This is a genomic window from Streptomyces sp. NPDC029139 (assembly GCF_055564335.1).
This window is the reverse complement of the sequence record NZ_JBVHWN010000011.1, coordinates 130,675-152,898: the sequence shown is the minus strand read 5'-3', so window position 1 is coordinate 152,898 and position 22,224 is coordinate 130,675. Positions and strand designations below refer to the sequence as shown.

The 22,224-nt window shown below is 74.1% G+C and carries 20 protein-coding genes and 2 pseudogenes; 15 read left to right on the top strand and 7 right to left on the bottom strand.

Translation table 11 applies throughout. The annotated features are described in order from the left end of the window. The 3 genes and pseudogenes from msrB to ACZ4VW_RS23820 all read left to right on the top strand — a co-directional run bounded on the left by msrB (window position 1) and on the right by ACZ4VW_RS23820 (window position 1,934). Window positions 1-426, top strand: coding sequence for a peptide-methionine (R)-S-oxide reductase MsrB (gene msrB, locus ACZ4VW_RS23830; protein ID WP_467965584.1), 426 nt, complete (start codon window positions 1-3; stop codon window positions 424-426). A gap of 125 nt (window positions 427-551) precedes the next feature. Further along, window positions 552-1,364: an alpha/beta fold hydrolase gene (locus tag ACZ4VW_RS23825; protein ID WP_467965582.1), complete on the top strand. Its 813-nt coding sequence runs from the start codon at window positions 552-554 to the stop codon at window positions 1,362-1,364. Next, window positions 1,361-1,934, top strand: a pseudogene (locus ACZ4VW_RS23820) (NAD(P)H-dependent oxidoreductase). Before ACZ4VW_RS23825 ends, ACZ4VW_RS23820 begins: the two are co-directional and overlap by 4 nt. A gap of 3 nt (window positions 1,935-1,937) precedes the next feature. Here ACZ4VW_RS23820 and ACZ4VW_RS23815 read toward each other — a convergent pair. Further along, the gene (locus ACZ4VW_RS23815; protein WP_467965580.1) at window positions 1,938-3,179 is read right to left on the bottom strand and encodes a benzoate/H(+) symporter BenE family transporter; all 1,242 of its coding nucleotides are present in this window, start codon (window positions 3,177-3,179) and stop codon (window positions 1,938-1,940) included. A gap of 218 nt (window positions 3,180-3,397) precedes the next feature. On the opposite strand from ACZ4VW_RS23815, the gene ACZ4VW_RS23810 reads away from it, so the two are divergent. Then, entirely contained in the window at window positions 3,398-4,816 is a 1,419-nt protein-coding gene (locus tag ACZ4VW_RS23810; protein WP_467965578.1) for a TerD family protein, read from the top strand. Window positions 4,817-4,889: 73 nt separating this feature from the next. On the opposite strand, the gene ACZ4VW_RS23805 is transcribed toward ACZ4VW_RS23810, so the two are convergent. Beyond that, the gene (locus ACZ4VW_RS23805) at window positions 4,890-5,282 is read right to left on the bottom strand and encodes a VOC family protein (protein ID WP_467965576.1); all 393 of its coding nucleotides are present in this window, start codon (window positions 5,280-5,282) and stop codon (window positions 4,890-4,892) included. Between the two features lie 47 nt (window positions 5,283-5,329). Here ACZ4VW_RS23805 and ACZ4VW_RS23800 point away from each other — a divergent pair, with 47 nt between their 5' ends. Both ACZ4VW_RS23800 and ACZ4VW_RS23795 read left to right on the top strand, forming a co-directional pair. Next, entirely contained in the window at window positions 5,330-5,965 is a 636-nt protein-coding gene (locus ACZ4VW_RS23800; RefSeq protein WP_467965574.1) for a nucleoside/nucleotide kinase family protein, read from the top strand. A gap of 57 nt (window positions 5,966-6,022) precedes the next feature. Continuing rightward, window positions 6,023-6,940, top strand: coding sequence for a poly-gamma-glutamate hydrolase family protein (locus tag ACZ4VW_RS23795; protein ID WP_467965572.1), 918 nt, complete (start codon window positions 6,023-6,025; stop codon window positions 6,938-6,940). Between the two features lie 47 nt (window positions 6,941-6,987). Here the strand turns inward: ACZ4VW_RS23795 and ACZ4VW_RS23790 are convergent, their stop codons facing one another. Continuing rightward, entirely contained in the window at window positions 6,988-7,692 is a 705-nt protein-coding gene (locus ACZ4VW_RS23790; protein WP_467965570.1) for a CTP synthase C-terminal region-related (seleno)protein, read from the bottom strand. Window positions 7,693-7,768: 76 nt separating this feature from the next. Here ACZ4VW_RS23790 and ACZ4VW_RS23785 point away from each other — a divergent pair, with 76 nt between their 5' ends. The 3 genes and pseudogenes from ACZ4VW_RS23785 to ACZ4VW_RS23775 all read left to right on the top strand — a co-directional run bounded on the left by ACZ4VW_RS23785 (window position 7,769) and on the right by ACZ4VW_RS23775 (window position 10,818). Continuing rightward, window positions 7,769-8,641: a LysR family transcriptional regulator gene (locus ACZ4VW_RS23785; protein ID WP_467965568.1), complete on the top strand. Its 873-nt coding sequence runs from the start codon at window positions 7,769-7,771 to the stop codon at window positions 8,639-8,641. A gap of 46 nt (window positions 8,642-8,687) precedes the next feature. Next, the gene (locus ACZ4VW_RS23780; RefSeq protein WP_467965566.1) at window positions 8,688-9,647 is read left to right on the top strand and encodes a DUF1444 domain-containing protein; all 960 of its coding nucleotides are present in this window, start codon (window positions 8,688-8,690) and stop codon (window positions 9,645-9,647) included. A 39-nt stretch (window positions 9,648-9,686) separates the two neighbouring features. Continuing rightward, window positions 9,687-10,818, top strand: a pseudogene (locus ACZ4VW_RS23775) (M24 family metallopeptidase). 17 nt (window positions 10,819-10,835) lie between these two features. On the opposite strand, the gene treZ reads toward ACZ4VW_RS23775, so the two are convergent. The 3 genes from treZ to ACZ4VW_RS23760 form a co-directional block, all read right to left on the bottom strand. Beyond that, window positions 10,836-12,587, bottom strand: a complete 1,752-nt coding sequence (treZ, locus tag ACZ4VW_RS23770) for a malto-oligosyltrehalose trehalohydrolase (protein WP_467965564.1) — start codon at window positions 12,585-12,587, stop codon at window positions 10,836-10,838. A gap of 63 nt (window positions 12,588-12,650) precedes the next feature. After that, a complete protein-coding gene (locus ACZ4VW_RS23765; protein WP_467965744.1) occupies window positions 12,651-13,646 on the bottom strand; it encodes a GNAT family N-acetyltransferase in 996 nt (331 codons plus the stop codon). 99 nt (window positions 13,647-13,745) lie between these two features. Continuing rightward, window positions 13,746-14,132, bottom strand: coding sequence for a DUF6223 family protein (locus ACZ4VW_RS23760; protein ID WP_467965562.1), 387 nt, complete (start codon window positions 14,130-14,132; stop codon window positions 13,746-13,748). Window positions 14,133-14,333: 201 nt separating this feature from the next. On the opposite strand from ACZ4VW_RS23760, the gene ACZ4VW_RS23755 reads away from it, so the two are divergent. The 5 genes from ACZ4VW_RS23755 (at window position 14,334) to ACZ4VW_RS23735 (ending at window position 18,541) form a co-directional block, all read left to right on the top strand. After that, window positions 14,334-15,461, top strand: a complete 1,128-nt coding sequence (locus tag ACZ4VW_RS23755) for a sensor histidine kinase (RefSeq protein WP_467965560.1) — start codon at window positions 14,334-14,336, stop codon at window positions 15,459-15,461. Further along, complete coding sequence (locus ACZ4VW_RS23750; RefSeq protein ID WP_467965558.1) at window positions 15,458-16,120, top strand: response regulator; 663 nt, start codon at window positions 15,458-15,460, stop codon at window positions 16,118-16,120. Before ACZ4VW_RS23755 ends, ACZ4VW_RS23750 begins: the two co-directional genes overlap by 4 nt. A 102-nt stretch (window positions 16,121-16,222) precedes the next feature. Further along, complete coding sequence (locus ACZ4VW_RS23745; protein ID WP_467965556.1) at window positions 16,223-16,771, top strand: DUF1707 and FHA domain-containing protein; 549 nt, start codon at window positions 16,223-16,225, stop codon at window positions 16,769-16,771. A gap of 32 nt (window positions 16,772-16,803) precedes the next feature. Then, the gene (locus ACZ4VW_RS23740) at window positions 16,804-16,947 is read left to right on the top strand and encodes a hypothetical protein (RefSeq protein ID WP_467965554.1); all 144 of its coding nucleotides are present in this window, start codon (window positions 16,804-16,806) and stop codon (window positions 16,945-16,947) included. A gap of 469 nt (window positions 16,948-17,416) precedes the next feature. Continuing rightward, window positions 17,417-18,541: a cytochrome P450 gene (locus tag ACZ4VW_RS23735; protein WP_467965552.1), complete on the top strand. Its 1,125-nt coding sequence runs from the start codon at window positions 17,417-17,419 to the stop codon at window positions 18,539-18,541. On the opposite strand, the gene treY is transcribed toward ACZ4VW_RS23735, so the two are convergent. Then, entirely contained in the window at window positions 18,498-20,870 is a 2,373-nt protein-coding gene (gene treY / locus ACZ4VW_RS23730) for a malto-oligosyltrehalose synthase (protein ID WP_467965550.1), read from the bottom strand. The two genes, ACZ4VW_RS23735 and treY, sit on opposite strands and share 44 nt — an antisense overlap. A gap of 90 nt (window positions 20,871-20,960) precedes the next feature. Here treY and ACZ4VW_RS23725 point away from each other — a divergent pair, with 90 nt between their 5' ends. Beyond that, complete coding sequence (locus tag ACZ4VW_RS23725) at window positions 20,961-22,163, top strand: MFS transporter (protein WP_467965742.1); 1,203 nt, start codon at window positions 20,961-20,963, stop codon at window positions 22,161-22,163. Window positions 22,164-22,224: the final 61 nt, after the last annotated feature.

Sequence of the window (22,224 nt, the reverse complement as noted above, 5' to 3'; positions counted from 1 at the left end):
ATGGCGTACGACGTCGAGAAGCCGGACGAGCAGTGGCGCGCGGAGCTGACGCCGGCGGAGTACCAGGTACTGCGCCAGGCGGGCACGGAGCCCGCGTTCCGGGGTGAGTACACCGACACCACGACCCAGGGCGTCTACTCCTGCCGGGCGTGCGGCGCGGAGCTCTTCACCTCGACGGAGAAGTTCGCGTCGCACTGCGGCTGGCCGTCCTTCTACGACCCGAAGGACAGCGACGCCGTCGAGCTGATCGAGGACCGCTCGTACGGAATGGTCCGCACCGAGGTGCGCTGCGCCCGCTGCGGCTCGCACCTGGGCCATGTCTTCGAGGGTGAGGGCTACCCGACGCCGACGGACCAGCGCTACTGCATCAACTCGATCTCGCTGCGGCTGACGCCCGCGACGGAGCCGGAGACGGACGGGGGCTGACCCCGCTCGTCCCGTTCTCGGAGAACGGCTTCTCCTCGCCCGCGGCCTGCTTGTACCGTGCCGTTCTGAAGATCATGGGGGCTGTGGCGTCCGAGGGGGCGCACACGAGCGGAGTGGGGTTTCGCATGGAAAAGGTGTTCTCGTCCGACGGTACGGCCATCGCGTACGAGCGGCAGGGCTCCGGCCCTGTCGTGGTGCTCGTCGGAGGCGCCTTCATGACCCGGGGGGATCACGCCGAACTCGCCGGTCTGCTCGCCGAGCGCTTCACCGTGATCACCTACGACCGCCGGGGCCGCGGCGACAGCGGTGACAACGCCCCGTACGACGTGCGGCGCGAGGTCGAGGACCTGGACGCGCTGATCGGACGGGCGGGCGGCGAGGCCATGGTCTTCGGCATGTCCTCCGGGGCCGTGCTGGCGCTGGAGGCCGTGGCCCGGGGCAGCGCCGTCTCGCGACTCGCCCTCTACGAACCGCCGTTCGTCGTCGACGCGACCAGGCCGCCGCTGCCCGCCGACTACGTCGCCCACCTGGACGACCTCGTGGAGCGGGAGGCGTACGGCGACGCCGTCGCGTACTTCCTGACCGCTGCCGTGGGCCTGCCCGCCGAGGTCGTCGCGGGGATGCGGCAGGCCCCCTTCTGGGCCGGCATGGAGGCCACCGCCCGCACCCTGCCCTACGACGGCCGGATCATGGGCGACACCATGTCCGGCCGCCCCCTGCCCGCCGACCGCTGGCGGTCCGTGACGATTCCCGTGCTCGTCGGCAGCGGCGACGCGGGTGCCCCGCACATGCTGGGCGGCGCGCGGGCGCTCGCCGCACACGGCGAGAACTACACCCTGCACACCTTCCCCGGCCAGGACCACGACATCGACCCGACGCTCCTCGCCCCGGTCCTGGCCGGCTTCTTCGCCGGCGGTACGGACGGCCGGAGCTCATGACGGCGGTCCATGTCGTCTACGCGCACCCGAGCGAGCGCAGCTTCACGCGCGAGGTGCTCGACGCCTTCCTCGGCGGGCTGGACGCCGCCGGGCACACGTACACGGTCTCGGACCTCTACGCGATGGAGTTCCGCTCGGAACTCACGCGCGAGGAGTACGAGCGCGAGTCCGGCCGACGCGCCCCTCCCCGCCGATGTCGCCGCCGAGCACGCCAGACTCGGCGCCGCCGACGCGTGGGCGTTCGTCCACCCCGTGTGGTGGACCGACTGCCCCGCACGGCTCAAGGGCTGGTTCGACCGCGTGTGGACGGTCGGGGCCGCGTACGGGCCGATTCGGCTCCGGGCCCGGCACGCGCTGGTGCTGTGCACGGCCGGGTACACCGTCGAAGAGCTCGAGGCCTCCGGGTGCCATCAGGCGATGCGGACCGCCATGCTCACCGACCGCATCGGGCAGCGGGCGGGCACGAGCGAGTTCGTCGTCCTCGGCGGGTCGGCGACGCGCGCGGGGGAGTGGGCGGCCCTCAAGGACGAGCACCTGGCACGCGCGGCGGAACTGGCGCGATCGTTCTGAGGGTCAGCGGCTCTTCGCTTCCTCGGGGGTGGTGCTCTCCGACTCCGGGCCGGATCGCTCACGGGACCGGCGGCGGGCGAGGTCACCCACCAGCAGTGTCAGGACGCCCGCCAAGAGTCCCCAGAAGGTCGAGCCGATCCCGAAGAGCGTGAAGCCGGACGCGGTGGCGAGCAGCGTCACCACGGCCGGCTCGCGCAGCCGCTCGTCCAGGAGCGCCGAGGTGAGCGAGCTGCCGATGGTGCCGAGGAGCCCGATGCCCGCGATGCCCAGCACCAGGGCCGGCGGCATCGCGGTGAGGAGCCAGCCGACCGTTCCGCCGAACAGCCCGACGAGAAGGTAGAAGACGCCCGCCCACACCCCCGCGACATAGCGCTTGCGCGGATCGGGGTGGGCGGCCTCGCCGCTGCAGATCGCCGCGGTGATCGCGGCCAGGTTGAGACCGAAGCAGCCGAACGGCGCGAGGACGGTGTTGACCCCGCCCGTCCACGTCAGCAGGGGCGAGATGGGCGTGGAGTAACCGGCGTTGCGCAGGACGGCCACACCCGGCAGATTCTGCGAGGCCATCGTCACCGCGAAGAGCGGCAGGCCGACCCCGACCAGGACCTGCCAGCTGAACTCGGGGCGGACGAAGAACGGTTCGGCGAGCGTGAGCGCGAAGCCGTCCAGCTTCCATGACCCCTGCCACGCGGTCGCCGCGATCCCGGCGAGGAGCGCGATGACGACCGCGTACCGGGGGAAGAAACGCCGGCCCGCCAGATAGGCGAGGAACATGGGAACGGCGATGAGGCCGTCCCTCTCCATCTGCGTGAAGAGCTCGGTGCCGAACTGGAGCAGCACCCCGGCGAGCAGCGCGGAGGCGAGCGGCACCGGAATCCGGTTCATGATCCGCTCGAACCAGCCGGTGACCCCGCTGATCACGATGAGCACACCCGACAGCAGGAAGGCCCCGACGGCCTGCGCCATCGTCACCCCCTGCAGCCCGGTGGCCAGCAGGGCGGCGCCCGGCGTCGACCAGGCCGTGACGATCGGCGCGCGATAGCGCAGGGAGAGACCTATGCAGGTGACGCCCATGCCGATGCCGAGGGCGAAGACCCACGAGGTGAGCTCCGCGGAGGTGGCCCCGGCCGCCTTGGCGGCCGTGAACACGACGGCCACGGAGCTGGTGACGCCGATGAGCATGGCGAGGAATCCGGCCGAGACGGCGGTGGGGGGCGCGGCGGCCCGCAGGTGGCGCGTGAAGGTCATGAAGTGCTCTCGTCCGATGATGTCCTCCCGGGCATGCTCGCACGTCCCGTCGTCGGTCTGCCTCGGGGTTTCGGCGCCGTGGGGCGTGGGGCCGTTGTGGGGCGTGGGGCCGTGGGGCGTGACGGGGCTTGTCTCGCGGGGCTGGGCGGCAGGAAGATCCATGGGTGAGTGATCTCGGAGGGGAAAACGAGAGAGAGGCCGGTGCTTCGGTGGGGGGAATGATCAAGGGGAGCAACGCCTTCGTGCCGACGGTGCCGTTGCGGATCGCCGTACGGAGCGGGCTGGACGTGGCGGCGCTGCTGCTGACGCAGACGGGCAGGGTCCGGGGGGACGGGGACATCGTCTTCCACGGTGCGCCGGTCCATCCGTCAGGCGCGGTGCGGCTGTTGGGGGAGGAGAACGGCACGGTGTGGCTGGAGGCCGGCCTCACCGCCGTCGAGGAGGATATCGTCCGCGTCCTCGTGGTCGGGTCGACGGAGAGCGGCGCGCTGCGGGACGTGGCGGGGCCCTCGGTGGAGGCGTTCGCGCCGGACGGCACGTCGGTCGTGCGGTACGAGGTGACCGATGCGGGCGGCGAGACGGCGATGGTGCTGGCGGAGCTGTACCGGCGGGCGGGGGGCTGGAAGTTCCGTGCGGTGGGCCAGGGGTACGTGAACGGCCTCGCCGGACTGGTGGCGGACCACGGCGTGGACGTGGCGCAGGACGCGCCGGCGCAGGCGCCCGTTCAGCCGCCGTCGCCGGTGCCGCTCCAGCCGCCGACGCTTCAGCCGCCGTCGCCGGTTGCGTTCCAGCCGCCTGCCGCGGTGCCGGTCGCCCCGCCGCCGCCCCAGGCGCCGGTCCCGTTCCAGCCACCGGCGCCGCCTCTGCCCCTGGCCCCGGTCCCGTTCCAGGCCCCGGCCCCGGCTCCGGCACCGGTCTCCGGGTCGGTTCCGGAGCCCGTACCGGCGAGCGGGGGAACGAGGGAGTGGACCTTCGGCGCGGTCTTCGAGCCGTACATCCGGACCGGCCGGGACAACGACGTGATCACCGTGCAGGGGCTTCCGCCCGGGCCGGTCGTGGTCGATCTCGCCGTCCAGGGTGACGGGTACACCGGCCTGTGGCCCCTCACCCGGTTCAACAAGGAGGGGGACACCCTCGTCAACAGCACCGAGGACGATTTCCAGGGTCGGGTGCTCGTCCAGGTCCCCGACAACGGACGGCTGCGGCTGCAGCTGAAGGCGGACGGTCCGTGGCGGCTCCAGGTGCTGCCGCTGGCGGCGGCGCGGCGCCTGACGGAGGACCAGCTGGAGTGCCGCGGGCCCGACGTCCTGCTGCACACCGGGGGAACGGCCGATCTGGCCCTCCACTACCGCGGCGACGACAACCTCATCGTCAACCTCTACGAGCTGGCGGGCCACCACGATCCGACGGCCCTGCCCGAGGACGAGAACGTGGTCAACGAGATCGGCAAGCGACGGGAGACCGTGCCGCTGCCCGAGGGCCCGCTGATCGTGCACCTGGAAATGGCCGACGGCCCCTGGCGGGCCCAGCTGACGCAGCTGCAGCCGCACAGCGGCTGGCTGGACGGTGGCCTCCCGTCCAACGTGACCGACATCCGCAGGGGCGCCGAGGGCCGCTCCTGGTGGGGCAGGCGCTGAACGGCCCACGGCCCGCCCCCGCCGTGAGGAACGGCGGGGGCGGGCGCCGTCTCGAACGCCCGCCCGCTCCGGGTCAGGACGCCGGCTGCAGCAGGTCCCAGCGGTTGCCGTACAGGTCCTCGAAGACCGCTACCGAGCCGTACGGCTCGTGGCGGGGCTCCTCCAGGAAGCGGACGCCCGCCGTGGTCATCCGGGCGTGGTCGCGGGCGAAGTCGTCGGTGTGCAGGAAGAAGCCGACACGGCCGCCCGTCTGGGCGCCGACGGCGCTCTCCTGGGCCGGGCCGTTCGCGCGGGCCAGGAGGAGGCCCGTACCGGCGGGGGCGCCCTTCGGGCGGACGACGACCCAGCGGGAGCCGTCACCGCGGTCGGTGTCCTCGGCGAGCTCGAAGCCGAGGGCGTCGGTGTAGAAGGCGATGGCCTCGTCGTAGTCACGGACGACGAGGGTGACGAGAGCGATGGAGGACATTCCAAGAGGTTATACGTATGACTCATCCCGGGCAAAACGGTGGGAGAATGCGGCCCATGGACGCCCAGCTGCTCGCCGAGCTCACCGCCCGCGCCCGGCTCCTCGCCGTGCCCGGCCGGCGGCGGATCCTGGGGCTCGCCGGGGCACCGGGCGCCGGGAAGTCCACGCTCGCCGCCCGGCTCGTCGCCCGGCTCGACGGGCTCGCCGCCCTCGTACCGATGGACGGATTCCATCTGGCCCAGCGCGAGCTGGAGCGGCTCGGGCGCGCACAGCGCAAGGGCGCGCCCGACACCTTCGACGCCGCCGGGTACGCCGCGCTCCTCGCCCGACTGCGCGCGTCCGAGCCCGGCACCACCGTCTACGCCCCCGCCTTCGACCGCGCGATCGAGGAACCCGTCGCCGACGCGATACCCGTGTCCGCCGACGTCCCGCTCGTGATCACCGAGGGCAACTACCTGCTCCACGACGAGGGCCCCTGGGCCACCGTCCTGCCCCTCCTCGACGAGGTCTGGTACCTCGAACTGGACGACCACCGCCGCGTGCCCCGCCTCGTCGAACGCCATGTCCGCTTCGGCAAGGACCCGGCCCACGCCGAGCGCTGGGTCCGGGAGTCCGACGAGTCCAACGCCCGGCTCGTCGCCCGCGGCCGCGACCGCGCCCACCTCGTCGTCCGCATGAGGTGAGGAGCCGATGAGCGACCTGCCCCGAGCCCGCGCCGTGCCCTCAGAGATGATCACCTCATGAATCGCACCAGTCGGCGCACCGTCCTGACCTCCATGGCCGCCGCGGCAGCCGGCCTGCCGCTCCTCAACGACCTCGCCGGGAACGGCGGCACGGCCGCCGCGGCCACCTCCGCCGCCACCGCCGCGGACAACTTCCCCTCCAACACGGCGCTGTACAGCAGCACGACGTACCAGGAAGGCGTCCACTGGATGCGGCGCTTCCGCACCCATCCCCGGGCCGAACTCTTCGACAACGTCAGCGCCGCGAGCGACCCCGTTCGCAGCACGGCCGTCATCGCGCCGCACGGAGGTGGCATCGAGGCCGGCACCAGTGAACTGTGCCTCGCCGTCGCCGGATACACCCCGGCCGGAGCCGGCACCGCCCCGGCGGCCCTGACCGGAGTGCCGCAACGCGACTACTGGATGTTCGAGGGGCTGGCCTCCTCCAGCGCGCTCCACGTCACCTCGACCCACTGCGACGACCCGGCCGCGCTGGCCGTCTGCGGCGGCAACCTGTACGCCGTCTCCCTGCACGGCTTCAGCCCCGACGCGGGCACCCCGGCCAAGCAGATCCTCATCGGCGGCCGGGACACGCGGCTGATGCGCAACCTCGCGGCGGCCTTCGCCGGACACGGACTCACCACCGGGAACAGCGATGCCGCCCGGGACGTGACGGTGCTCCTCGCGGGCGTCGACTCCCCGCTGAACGGCGACGACCCCGCGAACATCGTCAACCGCACCCGCACGGGAGCCGGCGCTCAGCTGGAGCTGTCCACCGAGCTGCGCAAGGCGATGTTCGGTGACTTCACGAGCGCCTCCGGCCGCCGGGCGACCGCCGGCACGGGATCCGCCGACGAGGCCCACTTCTGGAACGGCTTCGTCGACGCCGTGCGCGCAGCGCTGCACCAGCACGAACTCGGCCGCGCCGCCCAGTAGGACGTCGGTACCACGTCCCTGATCGGGCCTGGTCGACAAGACACCCCCTAGCGATCCACCGCCGCCCGCGCCAGCGCCCGCACGACCGGGTGCGGGCGCGAGCCGTCGCCCGCCAGTTCCGGCTGGAAGAGCGTCGCAAGGAAGAACGGGTGTCCGGGCAGCTCCGCGATCCGGACCCCGCCCTCCTCGTCCTCACCGGTGAACCGCAGTCCGTGCGCCCGCAGCGTGTCCAGGTGGCGGCTGTCCGGGCCGTACGCGCAGTGGTACCGCTCCGTCGTCCGCTCGGCGCCGAGCACGGCCTCCGCGAGCGAGCCCGGCGTGACCCGCACCACGCCCTCGTGGCCCACCAGGGAGCAGGCGAGCGGTGCGATCAGCAGGTCCTCGCCGGCCGCCGCCGTGTCGTTCTCCGCATGGGCGGCCGCCCCGAGGCCGCAGACACCGCGGGCGAACTCGAGCAGCGCGTGCTGGAAGCCGCCGCAGGTGCCGAGGAAGGGAATCCCGTCCTCACGCGCCGTGCGGATCGCCGCCAGCGCGCCCGCCTCACTCGCGTACGGACTCCCCGGCAGCACCCACACCGCGTCGAAGCCCTTCACCGCGCCGGGCGCCTCCGCGTCGCCGGTCGGGATCCAGTAGGCGTCGAGCACCAGGCCGTCGCGCTCGGCCAGAGCCTCCAGCAACAGAGGCACCCGGACATGGGACTTCACGTGCGGGGAACGGTCACCGACCAGGGCGACGCGGGCTGTCTTCGTCATGCCGGCCATGCTGCTCGCCTCTGAGGTTCACGTCCAACGATGATTCCTGCACTCTCCATCGTGAACACTTATGGTCATGGACCCGCACCTCCTGCGCACGTACGTCACCGTGGCCCGGCTCGCCTCCTTCTCCGGGGCCGCCCGCGCCCTGGGGTACACCCAGTCCGCCGTCTCCCAGCACATCGCCGCCCTCGAGAACGACCTCGGCCTGCCGCTCCTCGGCCGCCGCCCCGTCGTCCCCACCCCGGCGGGCGAGCGTCTCCTCGAACACGCCGGGTCCCTCCTCCTCCGCCTCGACGCGGCCCGGGCCGACCTCGCCCGGTTCTCCGCCGCCCCCCGCGAGACGCTGACCCTCGCCGCCGCCCCGCTCGCCCTGTGGCCCCGGATCCTCGCCGCCCTGCCCGCCGCCGGGGTCACCCTGCGGACCCTGCCCCGTGACGAGGTGCCGGCCGCGGTCGCGACCGGAGCCGCCGATCTCGGGCTGGTCGACGGACTCGCCGCGCCCAGCGACCCCCTGCGGCTCCCCGACGTCGCCCCGCTCACCGCCGTGCGCGTCGCCGAAGAACCGCTCGCCGTCGTGCTGCCCGCCGGCCATCCGCTCGCCGGGCGGGCGGGGCTGCGGCTCGCGGATCTCGTCGACGCGCGCTGGCTCGACGCTCCCGACGCCGGGTTCCCGCTCGACCGGCTGCGCGCCGCGCACGGCGGACCGGCCGGCCACGGCTTCCGTACGGCCCTGCGCTACGAAGGCACCGACATCCGCACCCTCGGCGCCCTCGCCGCCGCCGGCCACGGCCTGACGCTGCTGCCGGTCCCCCTCGCCGCGGCGACCGCGGGCGCCGTCGCCGTACCTCTGAGCGCGCCCCGCCTCGTCCACCGCACCGAACTCCTCCACACCGGCGCCGAACCCTCCGCCCCCGTGGCGGAGTTGCTCCGGCGACTGCGCGTCTGACGTCTCACCCCTAGGCTGTTCCCCAAGCGACGGAAGGCGGGCGGACGTGGGGTTGTTCCGACGAGGACCCAAGCGAGACGGCGACGAGGTCCCCAGGGACCCGGAGTTCTCGTACTTCTCCGAACGCGAGGCCGCCCTCTTCCGCAGCCGGGTCCGTGAGGCCTTCGCCGAACTCGGCCTGGAAGTCACCGTCTACGCCGACCTGGTCCGCGACGCCGACGGCCGCCAGTTCGGACTCGGGAACCTCGCCGCCGTCTGCCACAACGACCGGCGCGGCCCGCGCGCCTGGCCCGGCCTCATCCGGCGGCACGTCGGCCTCGTCCTGCGCACCATGGACGGCCCCTCCGCACTCGACACCCTCCGGCCCGAGCAGATCCGCGCCCAGCTCTACCCGCGCGTGGTCAGCGGCGACGGCATCGACCCCGGAACCTTCGGCTACGCCCGGAGCGTCGCGCCCGGACTGTACGAGATCCTCGCCCTGGACCTGCCGGAGAGCGTCATGATGCTCACCGACGAGGCTCTCGAACCGCTCGGCGACCTCGAGCAGCTGCGCGACCGGGCGCTCGCCAACCTCCGCGGGCTTCCCGTCGAGGGCCACGAGACGGTACGGGACGCGGACGGCATGTGCTTCGAGGTGCTCCTCGGCGACTCCTTCTACACGGCGAGCCGCGTCCTCGACCTGGACACGGTCGTACGGCGCGTCACCGGGCAGCCCCTCGGCGAGCACGGGGCCCTGGTGGCGATGCCGTTCCGGCACCAGCTCGCCTTCCACCCGATCCGCGACACCACGATCGTCCCGGCGCTCGGCGCGATGGCCTCCTTCGCCGCCTCCGGCTACGCGGACACGCCGGGCTCCATCAGCCCGTACGTCTTCTGGTGGCGCGGCGGCACGCTCACCCAGCTCAGCGACCGGGACGGGGAGGGCGGTGACGTGCGGATCGTCGTCGGCGAGGACTTCCACGAGTTGCTCGAACGCCTCATCACCCAGGGCCCGGACCCGCGCTGACACCTCGCGCCCGCCGTCCGCGGCGGGCAGGATGACCCCATGTCGCGATCGACCCCGCCCCCGCCCTTCACCGCCGAGGACTACCGCGCCCGGATGGCCCGCGCCGCCGAGTCGGCGGCGGCGGCCGGACTCGCCGGCCTCCTCGTCGCGCCCGGCCCCGACCTGGTCCATCTGACCGGTTATCAGCCGACCGCGACCACCGAACGGCTCACCGTCCTCGTCATCGCGGCGGGCCGTGACCCGGTCCTCGTCGTACCGACGCTGGAGGCCCCGGACGCCGCGAAGGCCCCGGGCGCCCCCGCGCTCACCCTGCGGGACTGGACCGACGGCCACGACCCGTACGCCGTCACCGCTCCTCTGCTCGGCAGCACCGGTCGTTTCGGCGTCAGCGACAACGCCTGGGCGATGCACCTGCTCGGGCTGCAGAAGAGGCTGCCCGCCACCTCGTACGTCTCGCTCACCGAGGCGCTGCCGATGCTGCGGGCCGTCAAGGACGCCCATGAAGTCGAGCGGATCGCCGCCGCGGGCGCGGCCGCCGACGAGGCCTACCGGGAGATCCTCACCGTCCGCTTCGCGGGCCGCAGGGAGACCGAGGTCGCGGCCGACCTCGCCGCCGCGCTGCTGCGGTTCGGTCACCCAGGTCGACTTCACCGTCGTCGGATCCGGGCCCAACGGCGCCGACCCCCACCACGAGGCGGGGGAGCGGGTCATCGAGCGCGGTGACATGGTCGTGCTCGACTTCGGCGGGCTCAAGCACGGTTACGGCTCCGACACCACCCGAACCGTCCACGTCGGCGAGCCGACCGCCGAGGAGCAGCGCGTCCACGACGTGGTGCGGGAGGCCCAGCAGGCCGGCTTCGAGGCCGTCCGGCCGGGCGCCGCCTGCCAGGAGGTGGACCGCGCGGCCCGCAAGGTGATCACGGACGCCGGCTACGGCGCGTACTTCATCCACCGCACCGGCCACGGCATCGGGGTCACCACCCACGAGCCGCCCTACATGATCGAGGGCGAGGAGCGGCCGATCGTGCCCGGCATGTGCTTCTCCATCGAGCCGGGGATCTATCTGCCGGGCCGCTTCGGCGTCCGCATCGAGGACATCGTGACGGCGGACGAGGACGGCTCGGGCCGCCGGTTCAACCACACCCCGCGCGAGATGGCCGTCGTGGAGTAGCCAGGTGCGCGGCGGGCTCAGCCGTCCGTCAGGATCACCGCGCACTCCGCCGGCAGCCGCAGCAGCCCGTCCGCGGCCGGAGCCTCGACCGGCTCCCAGGTGGCGAGGACCCGGTCGCGGCCGTTCGTGCCGAGCGGGATCTCCGCCGGCTCCTTGCCCAGGTTGACCGCGATCCGCAGCACGCCGCGGCGGAACGCCAGCCAGCGGGCGTCCTCGTCGAACGCGACCCGGACCGCGGCCAGGTCCGGGTCGGTCAGGTCCGGCAGGGTGCGGCGCAGCGCGATCAGCTCACGGTGCCAGGCGAGCAGCCGGTTGTGCGGGGCGCGTTCGCGTTCCGTGCGGTCCAGGACGGAACGGTCCCGGGTGGCCGGGTCCTGCGGATCGGGAATGTCCTCCTCCGCCCAGCCGTGCGACGCGAACTCCCGCCGCCGGCCCTGCCGTACGGCCTCCGCGAGCTCCGGGTCCGTGTGGTCGGTGAAGTACTGCCAGGGCGTGGTGGCCCCCCACTCCTCGCCCATGAACAGCATGGGGACCGACGGCCCGGTCAGGACGAGCGTCGCCGCGCAGGCGAGCAGCCCGGGGGAGAGGGTCGCGGAGAGCCGGTCGCCCAGCGCGCGGTTGCCGATCTGGTCGTGCGTCTGGGCGTAGGCCAGGAAGCGGTGCGCGGGGGTGCGGACCCGGTCCACCGGGCGGCCGTGGTGGCGGCCCCGGAAGCTCGAGTACGTACCGTCGTGGAAGAAGACATGGGTCAGGGACTTGCCGAGCGCGGCCAGTGGGGCGCGCGCGAAGTCGGCGTAGTAGCCCTGGGACTCCCCGGTCAGCGCCGTGTGCAGGGCGTGGTGGAAGTCGTCGTTCCACTGGGCGTGGATGCCGAGCCCGCCCGCGACGCGCGGGGTGGTCGTCCGGGGATCGGCCTGGTCCGACTCGGCGATCAGGAAGTGCTGGCGGCCCTGCTCCCGCGCCAGCTCGTCCACCGCTTCCGACAGCTCCTCCAGGAACGTCAGGGCCCGGGTGTCCGCGAGGGCGTGCACCGCGTCCAGACGGAGCCCGTCGATCCGGTAGTCCTGCAGCCAGGCAAGGGCGCTGCCGAGCAGATACGCGCGGACCTCGTCCGAGCCCGGCGCGTCCAGGTTCACGGCGGCGCCCCACGGCGTGTGGTGCGTGTCCGTGAAGTACGGCCCGAAGGAGGGCAGATGGTTACCGGACGGGCCGAGGTGGTTGTGGACCACGTCCAGGACCACACCCAGGCCGAGCCCGTGCGCCGTGTCGACGAACCGCTTCAGCGCCGTCGGTCCGCCGTACGGCTCGTGGACCGCCCACGGCGCGACGCCGTCGTACCCCCAGCCACGCGTCCCCGGGAAAGGACACAGCGGCATGAGCTCCACATGGGTGATGCCGAGCCCGGCCAGCTCCCCGAGCCGCTCGGCGGCCGCGTCCAGGGTCCCGTCGGGCGTGAAGGTCCCGATGTGCAGCTCGTACAGGACCGCGGCGCGCAGCCGCAGCCGCGGGGCCTCGTTGAACCAGACGAACGCGGAGTGGTCGACGACCGCGCTGAGCCCGTCCGGACCGTCCGGCTGGCGGCGGGACCGGGGGTCGGGCAGCACGGGCCCGCCGTCCAGCGAGAAGCCGTAGCGGTCGCCGTCGCCGGCCGCGACGACCCCCGTCCACCAGCCCTCCCGCTCGGCGTCCCGCTCCAGCGGGTGCCCGGTGCCGTTCAGCTCCAGCGTCACCCGGTCACGGGCCTGCGGGGCCCACACCTCGAACAGCACCGGTCGATCCCCTCGTCGATGGACCACACACGACGACAACGTCTACGGCGTCCATCCTGGCAGTCAGGACCCCGCCACGCCCGGCGCGTCCCAGACGAAGTTGATCGCCCGCTCGAAGGTCACGTAACCCGCTCGGGCGAAGGCCTTCGCCATCGGCGCATTGGCGAGGTCGGTCCCCGCGCGGATGCGCGGCACCTCCTGACCGGCCAGCACGCGGGTGCCCGCCGCAAGGATGTCGTCGATGTATCCCTTGCCGCGATGGGCGGGAAGTACACCGATGTACGCGATGGTGTGGTGGTAGTTGTTCCGTGCCGGGACGACGAAGCCGACCGGTTCACCGCTCTCCGGCAGCTGGGCGACCTGCCACCACTCCCGCGGCGAGGCGTAGTGCGCGAACTCGCCGTCGTAGTGCTTCTCCGCCGCCTCGCGCGCCGGGAGACCGGACGCCAGATCCGCCTGGCCGTGTGCGTCGAGCGTGCCCTCCATGACGTGGGTCATGAGCGCGACCAGATCCTCACGGTCCCGCACGGGGCGGAACTCCAGCCGTCCGGTCGGCTCGGGTACGGGGGTGCCGGGACGCCACTCCAGCCGAAGCCGCTCCACCAGCGGGCGGGCGCCCGAGCGCTCCAGTACGTCGAACAGGATCCCCATCTGCTCGCGGGTCTCGGACACCTCGCGCCAGTCCGGCGGCAGGAACCGGCCGTACTCCGGAAGTGCCGCACGCGACGTGGGGGCCGCCGCCGGTACGACCGCGGCGCTCGCCGTCCGCAGGAGACGCAGACCGATCTCGGCACGCTCCCCGGCGGGCAGTTCGGGGTCGAGGTCGAAGAAGTCGAGGACGAGCGGTTCGCCGCCCTCCTTGTCGGTCCACCACGCGATCCTGGCCAGGACCCGGTCGCCCCGGAGGGCGACCCACATCCACTCGGGCACCCGGCGGCCCGTGGCGAGGTCGTCCTCGAGTTCGTGATCGAGGACGTAGCTGAGGCCGAGGAACAGTTCCAGTTCCTCCGGTCCGGAGAGCGGGCGCACTGTCGGACCGTCATGAGCGGCCGACGGCACGGAAGAAGGCGTGGTCACGGTGTGTCCCCCTGGGAGTCGAGAGCGAGACCGTAGCAGCGATCGTTTCGGTGCCGTCCAGGATCCGCACAGGTCAGCGGGTCAGCGGGGCAGCGGGCCGGCCGGTCGGGGGGCGGTGCGGCGGGAGCGGGTGATGCCCCGAGCGCCGATGGCCACCCCGGCCACCCCCACCACCACGGCCACGACGGCCCCGCCCAGCCCGTTGCCGGTGCCCAGGCCGCCCTCGGACGTCGCCACGAACACCGCGCCGAGCACGATGCCGAACAGCCCCGTCACCAGGGCGACGACACTGCCGCCCCGCCCGGGGCCCCGGCCGATACGCCCGGCGGAGCGGGCGAGGGCCAGCCCGCCGACGACCACGCCGGTCAGCGCGACCAGCGCGGCCGTGGTGGCCCCGAGCCGTCCGGCGCTCAGGGTGGTGACATCGGCCGCGGCGACCGGTGCCGAGAGCAGGATTCCGACAGACATGGGGTGCTCCTTCTGTTGCTTGCTCCTCCGGCTGACACCCTGAGCTTGTCCGCCGGACCCGCCACCGGTCGTCCTCCGGACGCGGACACTTCGCGCTACCGCGGGCGCCGCAGAATCCGCCCCTGTACCGCGTACGCGGTAGTCGTCCGCTCCTGCGCGGGCATGACTCGCCCCCGCGCGGCGCCCGGTTAGGGTGCGCGCATGAACAGAGGACGGTTCGGTGTCCCGGCCGCTGTCGGTGACGGGGTGATCGCCGTCGGCGTGACCGCGGCGCTGCTGGTCACCGGCGTGTCCGAGCAGCCCACCGGCACGGGCCTCGACCTGCTCGGCCTCGTGCTGCTGGCGGCCGGCGGTCTGGCGCTGGCCGCGCGCCGCCGCGCTCCGGTCCCCGTCCTGGTCGTCACCGGGCTGTGCGCGGTGGGGTACCAGGCGGCAGGTCTCGATGTCCCCGTCGTGGCCTACCTGTTCGCGGTGTACACGGCCGTACGGTCCGGACACCGCACCGTCACGGTGGTGGCGAGCGTGGCCATGCTGGCCGCTCTTCCCCTCGCGGCCCTCGTCCCGGGTCCGCACGACACCGGTGCGGCCTTCGCGCAGGCCCGCGGCGCGCTCGAGCTGGCCTGGCTGATCGCGGCCGGCGCCGCGGGGGAGGCGCTGCGGCAGGCCGAGCGGCGAGCGGACGAAGCCGAGCGGACGCGGGAGGAGACGGCCCGCCGCCGCGCCGACGAGGAGCGGCTGCACATCGCGCGGGAACTGCACGATTCGCTCACGCACCAGATCTCGGTCGTCAAGGTACAGGCCGAGGCCGCCGTCCATGTGGCGCGCAAGCGCGGCGAAGAGGTGCCGCCGGCCCTGCTGGCGATCCAGGAGGCCGCGCGCGAGGCCACCCGGGAACTGCGCGCGACGCTGGAGGCGCTGCGCGACGACGACACCACGCCGCCGCACGGACTCGAGCACATTCCAGAACTGGTGGAACGCGCCCGGACGACCGGCCTGGAGGCGACGCTGACCATAGCCGGGAGCCGGCACGACGTGCCGGCGGCGGTGGACCGGACCGCCTACCGGATCGTGCAGGAGTCCCTGACCAACATCGCCCGGCACGCCGCCGCCACGACCGCGTCGGTCACCATCGACTACCGGCCCGACGGCCTCGCCGTACAGGTCGACGACGACGGCACGGCCACCGCGGCCTCCCCGCCGACGCCCGGCGTCGGGCTGCTCGGGATGCGCGAACGCGTCACCGCCCTCGGCGGTCGTCTGCGGGCGGAACCGCGCGGCGAACGGGGCTTCACCGTCCGGGCCGAACTCCCCTTGGAGCGAACGCCGTGATCCGTGTCCTGCTCGTCGACGACCAGCCGCTCATCCGCAGCGGGTTCCGCGCGCTGCTCGACCTCGAGGACGACATCGAGGTGGTGGCCGAGGCCGCCGACGGCAAGGAGGGCCTGGAACTCGCCCGCGGGCACCTGCCCGACATCGCGCTCCTCGACATCCAGATGCCGGTCATGGACGGCATCGAGGCGACCCGGCGGATCGCCGCGGACCCGGCCCTGACCGGGGTGCACGTCGTCGTCCTGACCAACTACGGGCTGGACGAGTACGTCTACGACGCGCTGCGCGCCGGCGCGGCCGGATTCCTCGTCAAGGACATCGTGCCGGAGGACTTCCTGCACGCCGTACGCGTCGCCGCGCGCGGCGACGCCCTGCTCGCCCCCTCGCTCACCCGCAAGCTGATCGACCGGTACGTCTCCCGGCCGCGCGACACCGCCACCGGCACGGGCCTGGCCGAGTTGACCGACCGCGAACGCGAGGCCGTCGTCCTCGTCGCGCACGGCCTGTCCAACGACGAGATCGCGGAGCGCATGGTGATCAGCCCGATGACCGCCAAGACCCACATCAACCGGGCCATGGCCAAGCTCCACGCCCGCGACCGCGCGCAGCTCGTCGTCCTCGCCTACGAATCCGGCCTGGTGGCCCCGCGCGGCGCCTGACACGACCTCCGAGGCCGCCCACGGGCGTCGTGACGCGGCCTCCCGGAGCCCCCGCGGGCCTCGTTCTGGACACTTCGGGCCCCTCGGCCCGACAATCACGGTGTGACGACGCCTTTCGAGTTTCCCACGCACTCCGCTCGGCTCACCGACGCCGAGCGGGACCGTGCGCTGGTGCTGCTCCGTGAGGGCGCCGCGCAGGGCAGGCTCTCGCACGACACCTTCCTGTTCCGGATGGAGCGCGCGCTCGTCGCACGCCGGCCCGACGAACTGGCTCTGCTCACCGCCGATCTGCAGACCGAGTCCGGCTGGACGCGGCGGGTGGTCGGGGCGGTCGAGAAGATGTCCGCGTTCACGGCCAAGCTCGGTCGCGCCTGGCAGGCCGAGCGGCTGCCGAAGCTGCTGCTGCCCGAACCGGGCCCGTACCCGCTGCGGATCGGCCGCGACCCGGCGAACGGCCTGCGCCTCAGCCACGAGACGGTCTCCCGGCTGCACGCCGAACTCTCCCTCCAGGGCGGCCTGTGGGTCCTGCGCGACCTGGGCTCGACCAACGGCACGAGCGTCAACGGGCGCCGGGTCACGGGCGCCGTGGCCGTGCGGGCCGGCGACATGGTCTCCTTCGGCCAGATGGCGTTCCGGCTCTCGCTCCGGTGAACGGCCCCACCCGTCGGGGGCTTCCCCTACGGGTGGGGCAACCCCTGTTCCGTACACCGGAGTCCACCAGTTCCTGCGCCGACTTCTGGATCGGTGACGCCGGGCGGGCCGAGGCCACAGGCATCGGCACCGGGGCCCGCCGGGGCGCCGCGGCCGGGGACAAGACCCTGGCCTGAGCTCCCGGCCGCGCCGGACAGCCCGGCCTGCCCGGACAGCGCGCGCCGGCGCCGGGGAGGGTGCGGCGCCGGCCCGCCGCGGCCCGGCACCCGCGTCCGTCCCGCGCCGCCCGCTCCGGGCCACCGCGCTCGACCCGCCGCTCGGCCGACCCGCCCCGCCGCTCGACCCGACCCGACCCGGCGCCGCGCCCGCGAGGCCGCCGGGCGGTGACCGCGGGCGGCCCGGCACCCGCGTCCGTCCCGCGCCGCCCGCTCCGGGCCACCCCGCTCGGCCTGCCGCTCTGCCGACCCGACCCGCCCCGCCGCTCGACCCGACCCGGCGCCGCGCCCGCGAGGCCGCCGGGCGGTGACCGCGGGCGCTCCGCCGGCCTGGACCGGATTCACCCGTTCGGCGGTATGCGGGCTGCGGTGGTCTCGGCGCGGTGGTGGGGTGGGGAGACGCACTCACGGTGGACCGACAGGGGGCGCGATGAGCGACGACTCGAACGCGGGGATACGACGGGACGGCTGGGCGGCCCTGCCCCCCATGCGGCCCGCGGCGCCCCGGCGCCCGCAGCCGGCGGCGCCTCCGCGCGCACAGCAGGCGGCGCACCCGAGCGCGGGGGCCCATCACACCGGCGCCGGGCGCGTCCGTCCGGACCCGCACGCGGACCCGCACGGTTCCGCAGGGCCGTCACCGAGCCGGACCGTCGCGCCCAGCCCGCTCGACCCGGGCGCCACCCGCGACCCCCACCGGGTCCACCGGGTCCTGCGCGAGGAGTTCCCGCTCACCTACGACCCGCTGCTGCGCGCCTGGGTGCTCAGCCGGTACGCCGATGTCGCCACCGCCCTCACCGACGCCCGCTTCACCCACGGCCACCGCCCCGGCGACCCGCCCTGCGCGCAGACGCACGCCGACGTCGACGAGGACGAGCTCCGGAGCGTCACCGCCCGCACCGCCTTCGTCCTGGCCCGCCGGATCGCCGACCGGCCCCGGGCCGACCTGGTCGCCGACTTCTGCCACTGGCTGCCCGCCGGCACCGTCGCCGCCGCCGTCGGCGTGCCCTACCGGGACATGATGCGCCTCGTCCGCGGCCGCGCCGCATCCGCGCTCGCCGGCCAGTGCACGGGCCAGATCACCGTACGGGAGAAGGCCCTCGCCTCCTTCCTCGCCAACGTGCTCGCCGAGCCGGAACGCGCGGCGGCCCTCTGTGACGCACCGCCCGGACAGATCGCCCGCGCCTGGACGGAATCGCTGCGCCGCGACCCGCCCGTGCAGATCGCCGTCCGGCGCACCGCCGCCGAGGTGCGGGTCAGCGGCGGCACGATCCCGGCGGGGCAGTCCGTGGCTCTGCTGATCGGGGCCGCGAGCCGCGACCCCGAGCGATTCCGCGAACCCGACCGCTACGACCCCCTGCGCGACGACGCGGGCCAGCTCACCTACGGCAGCGGTGCCTGCCCCGCCGTACTCCTCGCGGGGCTCGAGGCGGAGTACGCCCTGCGGGCGCTGCTCCACTCCATGCCCCGCCTCCGCCTCGCCGAGGGTTTCCGGCCCGAGCCGACCGGGCTCATCACCCGCGCCCCGCGGAGCCTTCTCGTACGTCCCGGCGGCTGAGCAACGCCACCGGCCGCTCGTCGAAGAGCTCGGCGAGCTTCACTGCGCCGCCCGTGAACTCCCGTACGTCGTCGAGGAGATCGAACCAGGGCCCCGGCGGCAGGGTCAGCTGCGTGTCCTGCCAGCCGCCCGCCTCCGCGAGGCGCAGCGGGAGCCGGGTCACCGCCGTGACCACCTCGGCCGAGCCGCCTTCACCGCGGGCGAAGGCCAGGCAGTGCGGCGCCGCCGCCCCGGACGCGGACAGCGGCGTGTAGCTCCCCGGCGCGGTGAAGAGTTCCGGATGCATCCGCCGCAGCCGCAGTGCCGCCCGGACCACCGCCGTCTTGTCGTCGTCCGCCCCGATCGCGAACGGCTGCCGGTTGTCCGGGTCGACCAGGGCGCGGTACTCCCGCTCCGTCCCCTGGTAGAGCTCCGGCACGCCCGGCATCGTCAGCTGGACGAGCGCCGCGCCGAGCACCTGCGCCCGGATGTGCGGCTCCAGGGCGAACGCCGCCTCCGACGCCGCCCGCAGCGGAATCCGGCCGGGCCCGGCCGCCACGAACTCGGCCACGGCCCGCTCGTACACCGGATCCGGCTCCGTCCAGCTGGTGTGCAGCCCCGCCTCCCGTACGGACTTCAGCACCGCCGGACCGAGCCGGTCGGCGTCCGGCGTGCCGAAGCCGAACGCGGTCTGCCAGGCCGTCCACGCCAGATGGGGGTCGGGCGCCGGCACCCCGGCGACCTCCTCCAGCAACGACGCCCAGACCGCGGGGCACTGGGAGAGGACCGCGATTCCCGCCCGGACGTCCGCGCTGCGCTTGGTGTCGTGCGTGGACAGCACCGTCCCGGTGGCCGGCCAGTCCCGGGCCAGCCGCAGGCAGTACGCGTGGAACTCCTCGGGCGCGACGGCGGGACGGCCCGGGTCACCGCCCACCTCGTTCGCCGACAGGAGGGGGGTGTAGCGGTAGAAGGCGGTGTCCTCCACGGACTTGGCGCGCAGCGCGGAGGACGTCTGCGCGAACCGTGCACGGAACGCCTCGTGTTCGGGGCCGTCGCCGAGCCGCCCCAGCGCCAGGTCCCGCACGGTGTCGACGGCAGCGGCCTCCTCCGGTACGGCGAAGGCCGCCTTCGCCCCACGGGCCGCGTCGGGGGTGAGGACCGCCTCGCCGCCGGTCCGGTAGGTGCGGTAGACCGGCACACGGACCAGCAGTTCGCTGATCGCCGTCCGCAGCGCCCAGGGCGCGTGGTCGCGGAGCTCCGGGTCGGCGGAGCAGATCCGCTCGGCCATCCGGGTGAGCGCGGCGGTCTCCGCGGCCAGTTCGTGCGTCACGACCTTGTACGCGGCGCGGCGGGCCGTCGCCTCCCAGATGCCGCCCCGGTCCCCGGCCCGTCCGACGAACTGCCGGTACACGTCCAGGAGCTCGTCGGCCCCGACGGCGTCCACGAAGACGCCGTCGACGTACCGCAGGGCGTCGTAACCGGTCGTCCCCGCCACGGGCCAGGTCGGCGGCAGCGGCTCCGTGCCGGTGAGGATCTTCTCCACCACCGTCCAGCACCGTCCGCCCGTCGCCGCGCGCAGCCGCTCCAGATAGCCCTCCGGGTCGGCGAGCCCGTCCGGGTGGTCGATCCGCAGCCCCTCGATCACCCCGTCCCGTACCAGCTCCACGATCTTGCCGTGGGTCGCGTCGAACACCTCGGGATCCTCCACCCGCACCCCGATCAGGTCCGAGATGGTGAAGAACCGGCGGTAGTTGAGCTCGGTCCGGGCCAGCCGCCACCAGGCCGGCCGGTAATACTGGGCGTCGAGCAGCTCGGGCAGGGGCAGCCCCTCGGTGCCCGCGCGGAGCGGGAAGTCCTGCCCGTCCAGCCACAGCGCGCCGTCGGCGACCCGCATCCGCTCCCGGACCTCCGGCAGCCTCGCCGGCAGCACGGGCAGCAGGATCCGGCCGTCGCCCGCCGCCCAGTCGATGTCGAACCAGCGGGCGTACGGCGAGTCGGGGCCGTCGCGGAGCACGGCGCGCAGGGCGTGGTTGTGCACGGGCGACATGGCCATGTGATTGGGCACCAGGTCCACGACCAGGCCGAGGCCGTGCGACCGGGCGGTCGCCGCGAGCGCCCGCAGCCCCTCCTCACCGCCCAGCTCCCGCCGGATCGTGCGGTGGTCGGTCACGTCGTAGCCGTGGGTGGAGCCGGGCACGGCCTCCAGGACGGGGGAGAGGTGGACGTGGGACACCCCGAGGCCGGCGAGATACGGGACCGCCCGCTCGGCGGCGGAGAAGGGGAACTCCGGCTGGAGTTGGAGCCGATAGGTGGCGGTGGGGACCTTCGGGACGGTGAACGAGGGCGTCATGCGAACGTACGTACCCGGCCTGGAGGCTTCTGTGTCATCGCCTCATGCGTCCGTTCGTGTGCATCGCGTTACGTTCGGCCGATGCTTCGCATGTATCGCGACACCCTGTCGCTGCTCGGCGCGGCGCTCCCGGTCGTCTCTTTCCTGGGGCGGCTGCCCACCGCCATGTGCCAGGTCGGCAGCCTGCTCCTGGTCGCCGAGACGAGCGGCTCCCTGACGACGGCGGGGCTCGCGGGAGGGGCGCTGGCGGCGGGACAGACCGTCGCCGGACCGGTCATCGGCCGGCTCGCCGACCGGCGCGGTCAGCGCGGCGTGGTGCTCGTGGCGTCCCTGGTCAACGCGGTGGCCGTCGCGGCCCTCGTCCTCGCGGCGCTCGCGCACGCGTCGACCGGCCGGCTGATGGTCCTCGGCGCGCTCGCCGGAGCGACCGTCCCGCAGGTCGGGCCGCTCGCCCGGACACGATCGGTCGCCCTGGCCCGGAGCTCCGGCGGGGACGACCGGCTGGTGGGGACGGTGCTCTCCTTCGAAGGCACCCTGGACGAGGTCTCGTTCGTGCTCGGCCCGGCCCTCGTGGGGCTCGCCGCCGCGCTCGCCCATCCGGCCGCCGCCCTCCTGCTGGCCGCGGCGCTCCTGGCCACCTGCGGCACGGCGTTCGCCCTGCACCCCTCCGCCGGGGCGGCCCGGCCCACCATCACCCGTACGGCTGCCGCCGAACGGGGACGGCTGCCGGGGTCCGTGTACGCCCTGCGGGTCACCATGGTGCTCCAGGGCGCCATGTTCGGGGCCTCGCAGGCCGGGATCACCGCGCTCACCGAGCGGCTCGGGGTGCCGGCCCAGGCCGGGCTCGTCTACGCCGCGATGGGGGTGATGAGCGCCGCCGTCGGGTTGTCCATGGCCGCCGTGCCGGCGCGGATCGGGCTGCGGACGCGCTGGCGGACGGCGACGGGCGCGCTCGTCGTCCTCTCCGTGCCGCTGGTGTTCGTCGACTCGCTGACGGGCCTGTACGCGGTGGTCGTCGTCCTCGGCGCCGCGTACGCGCCCCATCTGATCACCGTCTTCGGCCTCACGGAGCGGACCGTCCCTGCGTCCCGGCTCGCCGAGTCCATGGCGTTCCTGACGAGCGGGATCGTCGGTGGGCAGGCACTCGCCCTGGCCCTGTCGGGCCGCCTGGCGGACACCCACGGGGCGCCGGCGGCGTTCGCGGTGGCGGTGACGTCGGCGGCCCTCTGTGCGGCGCTCTCCTGGACGACCCGCACCCAGGACCCCCGGCGAACGCCGCTGCCCACCCCCTGAGCCCATGCGTGTGGGGTGGGCATTCGTTCCGGCCCGGCCGAACGAACGCCCACGACCAGGT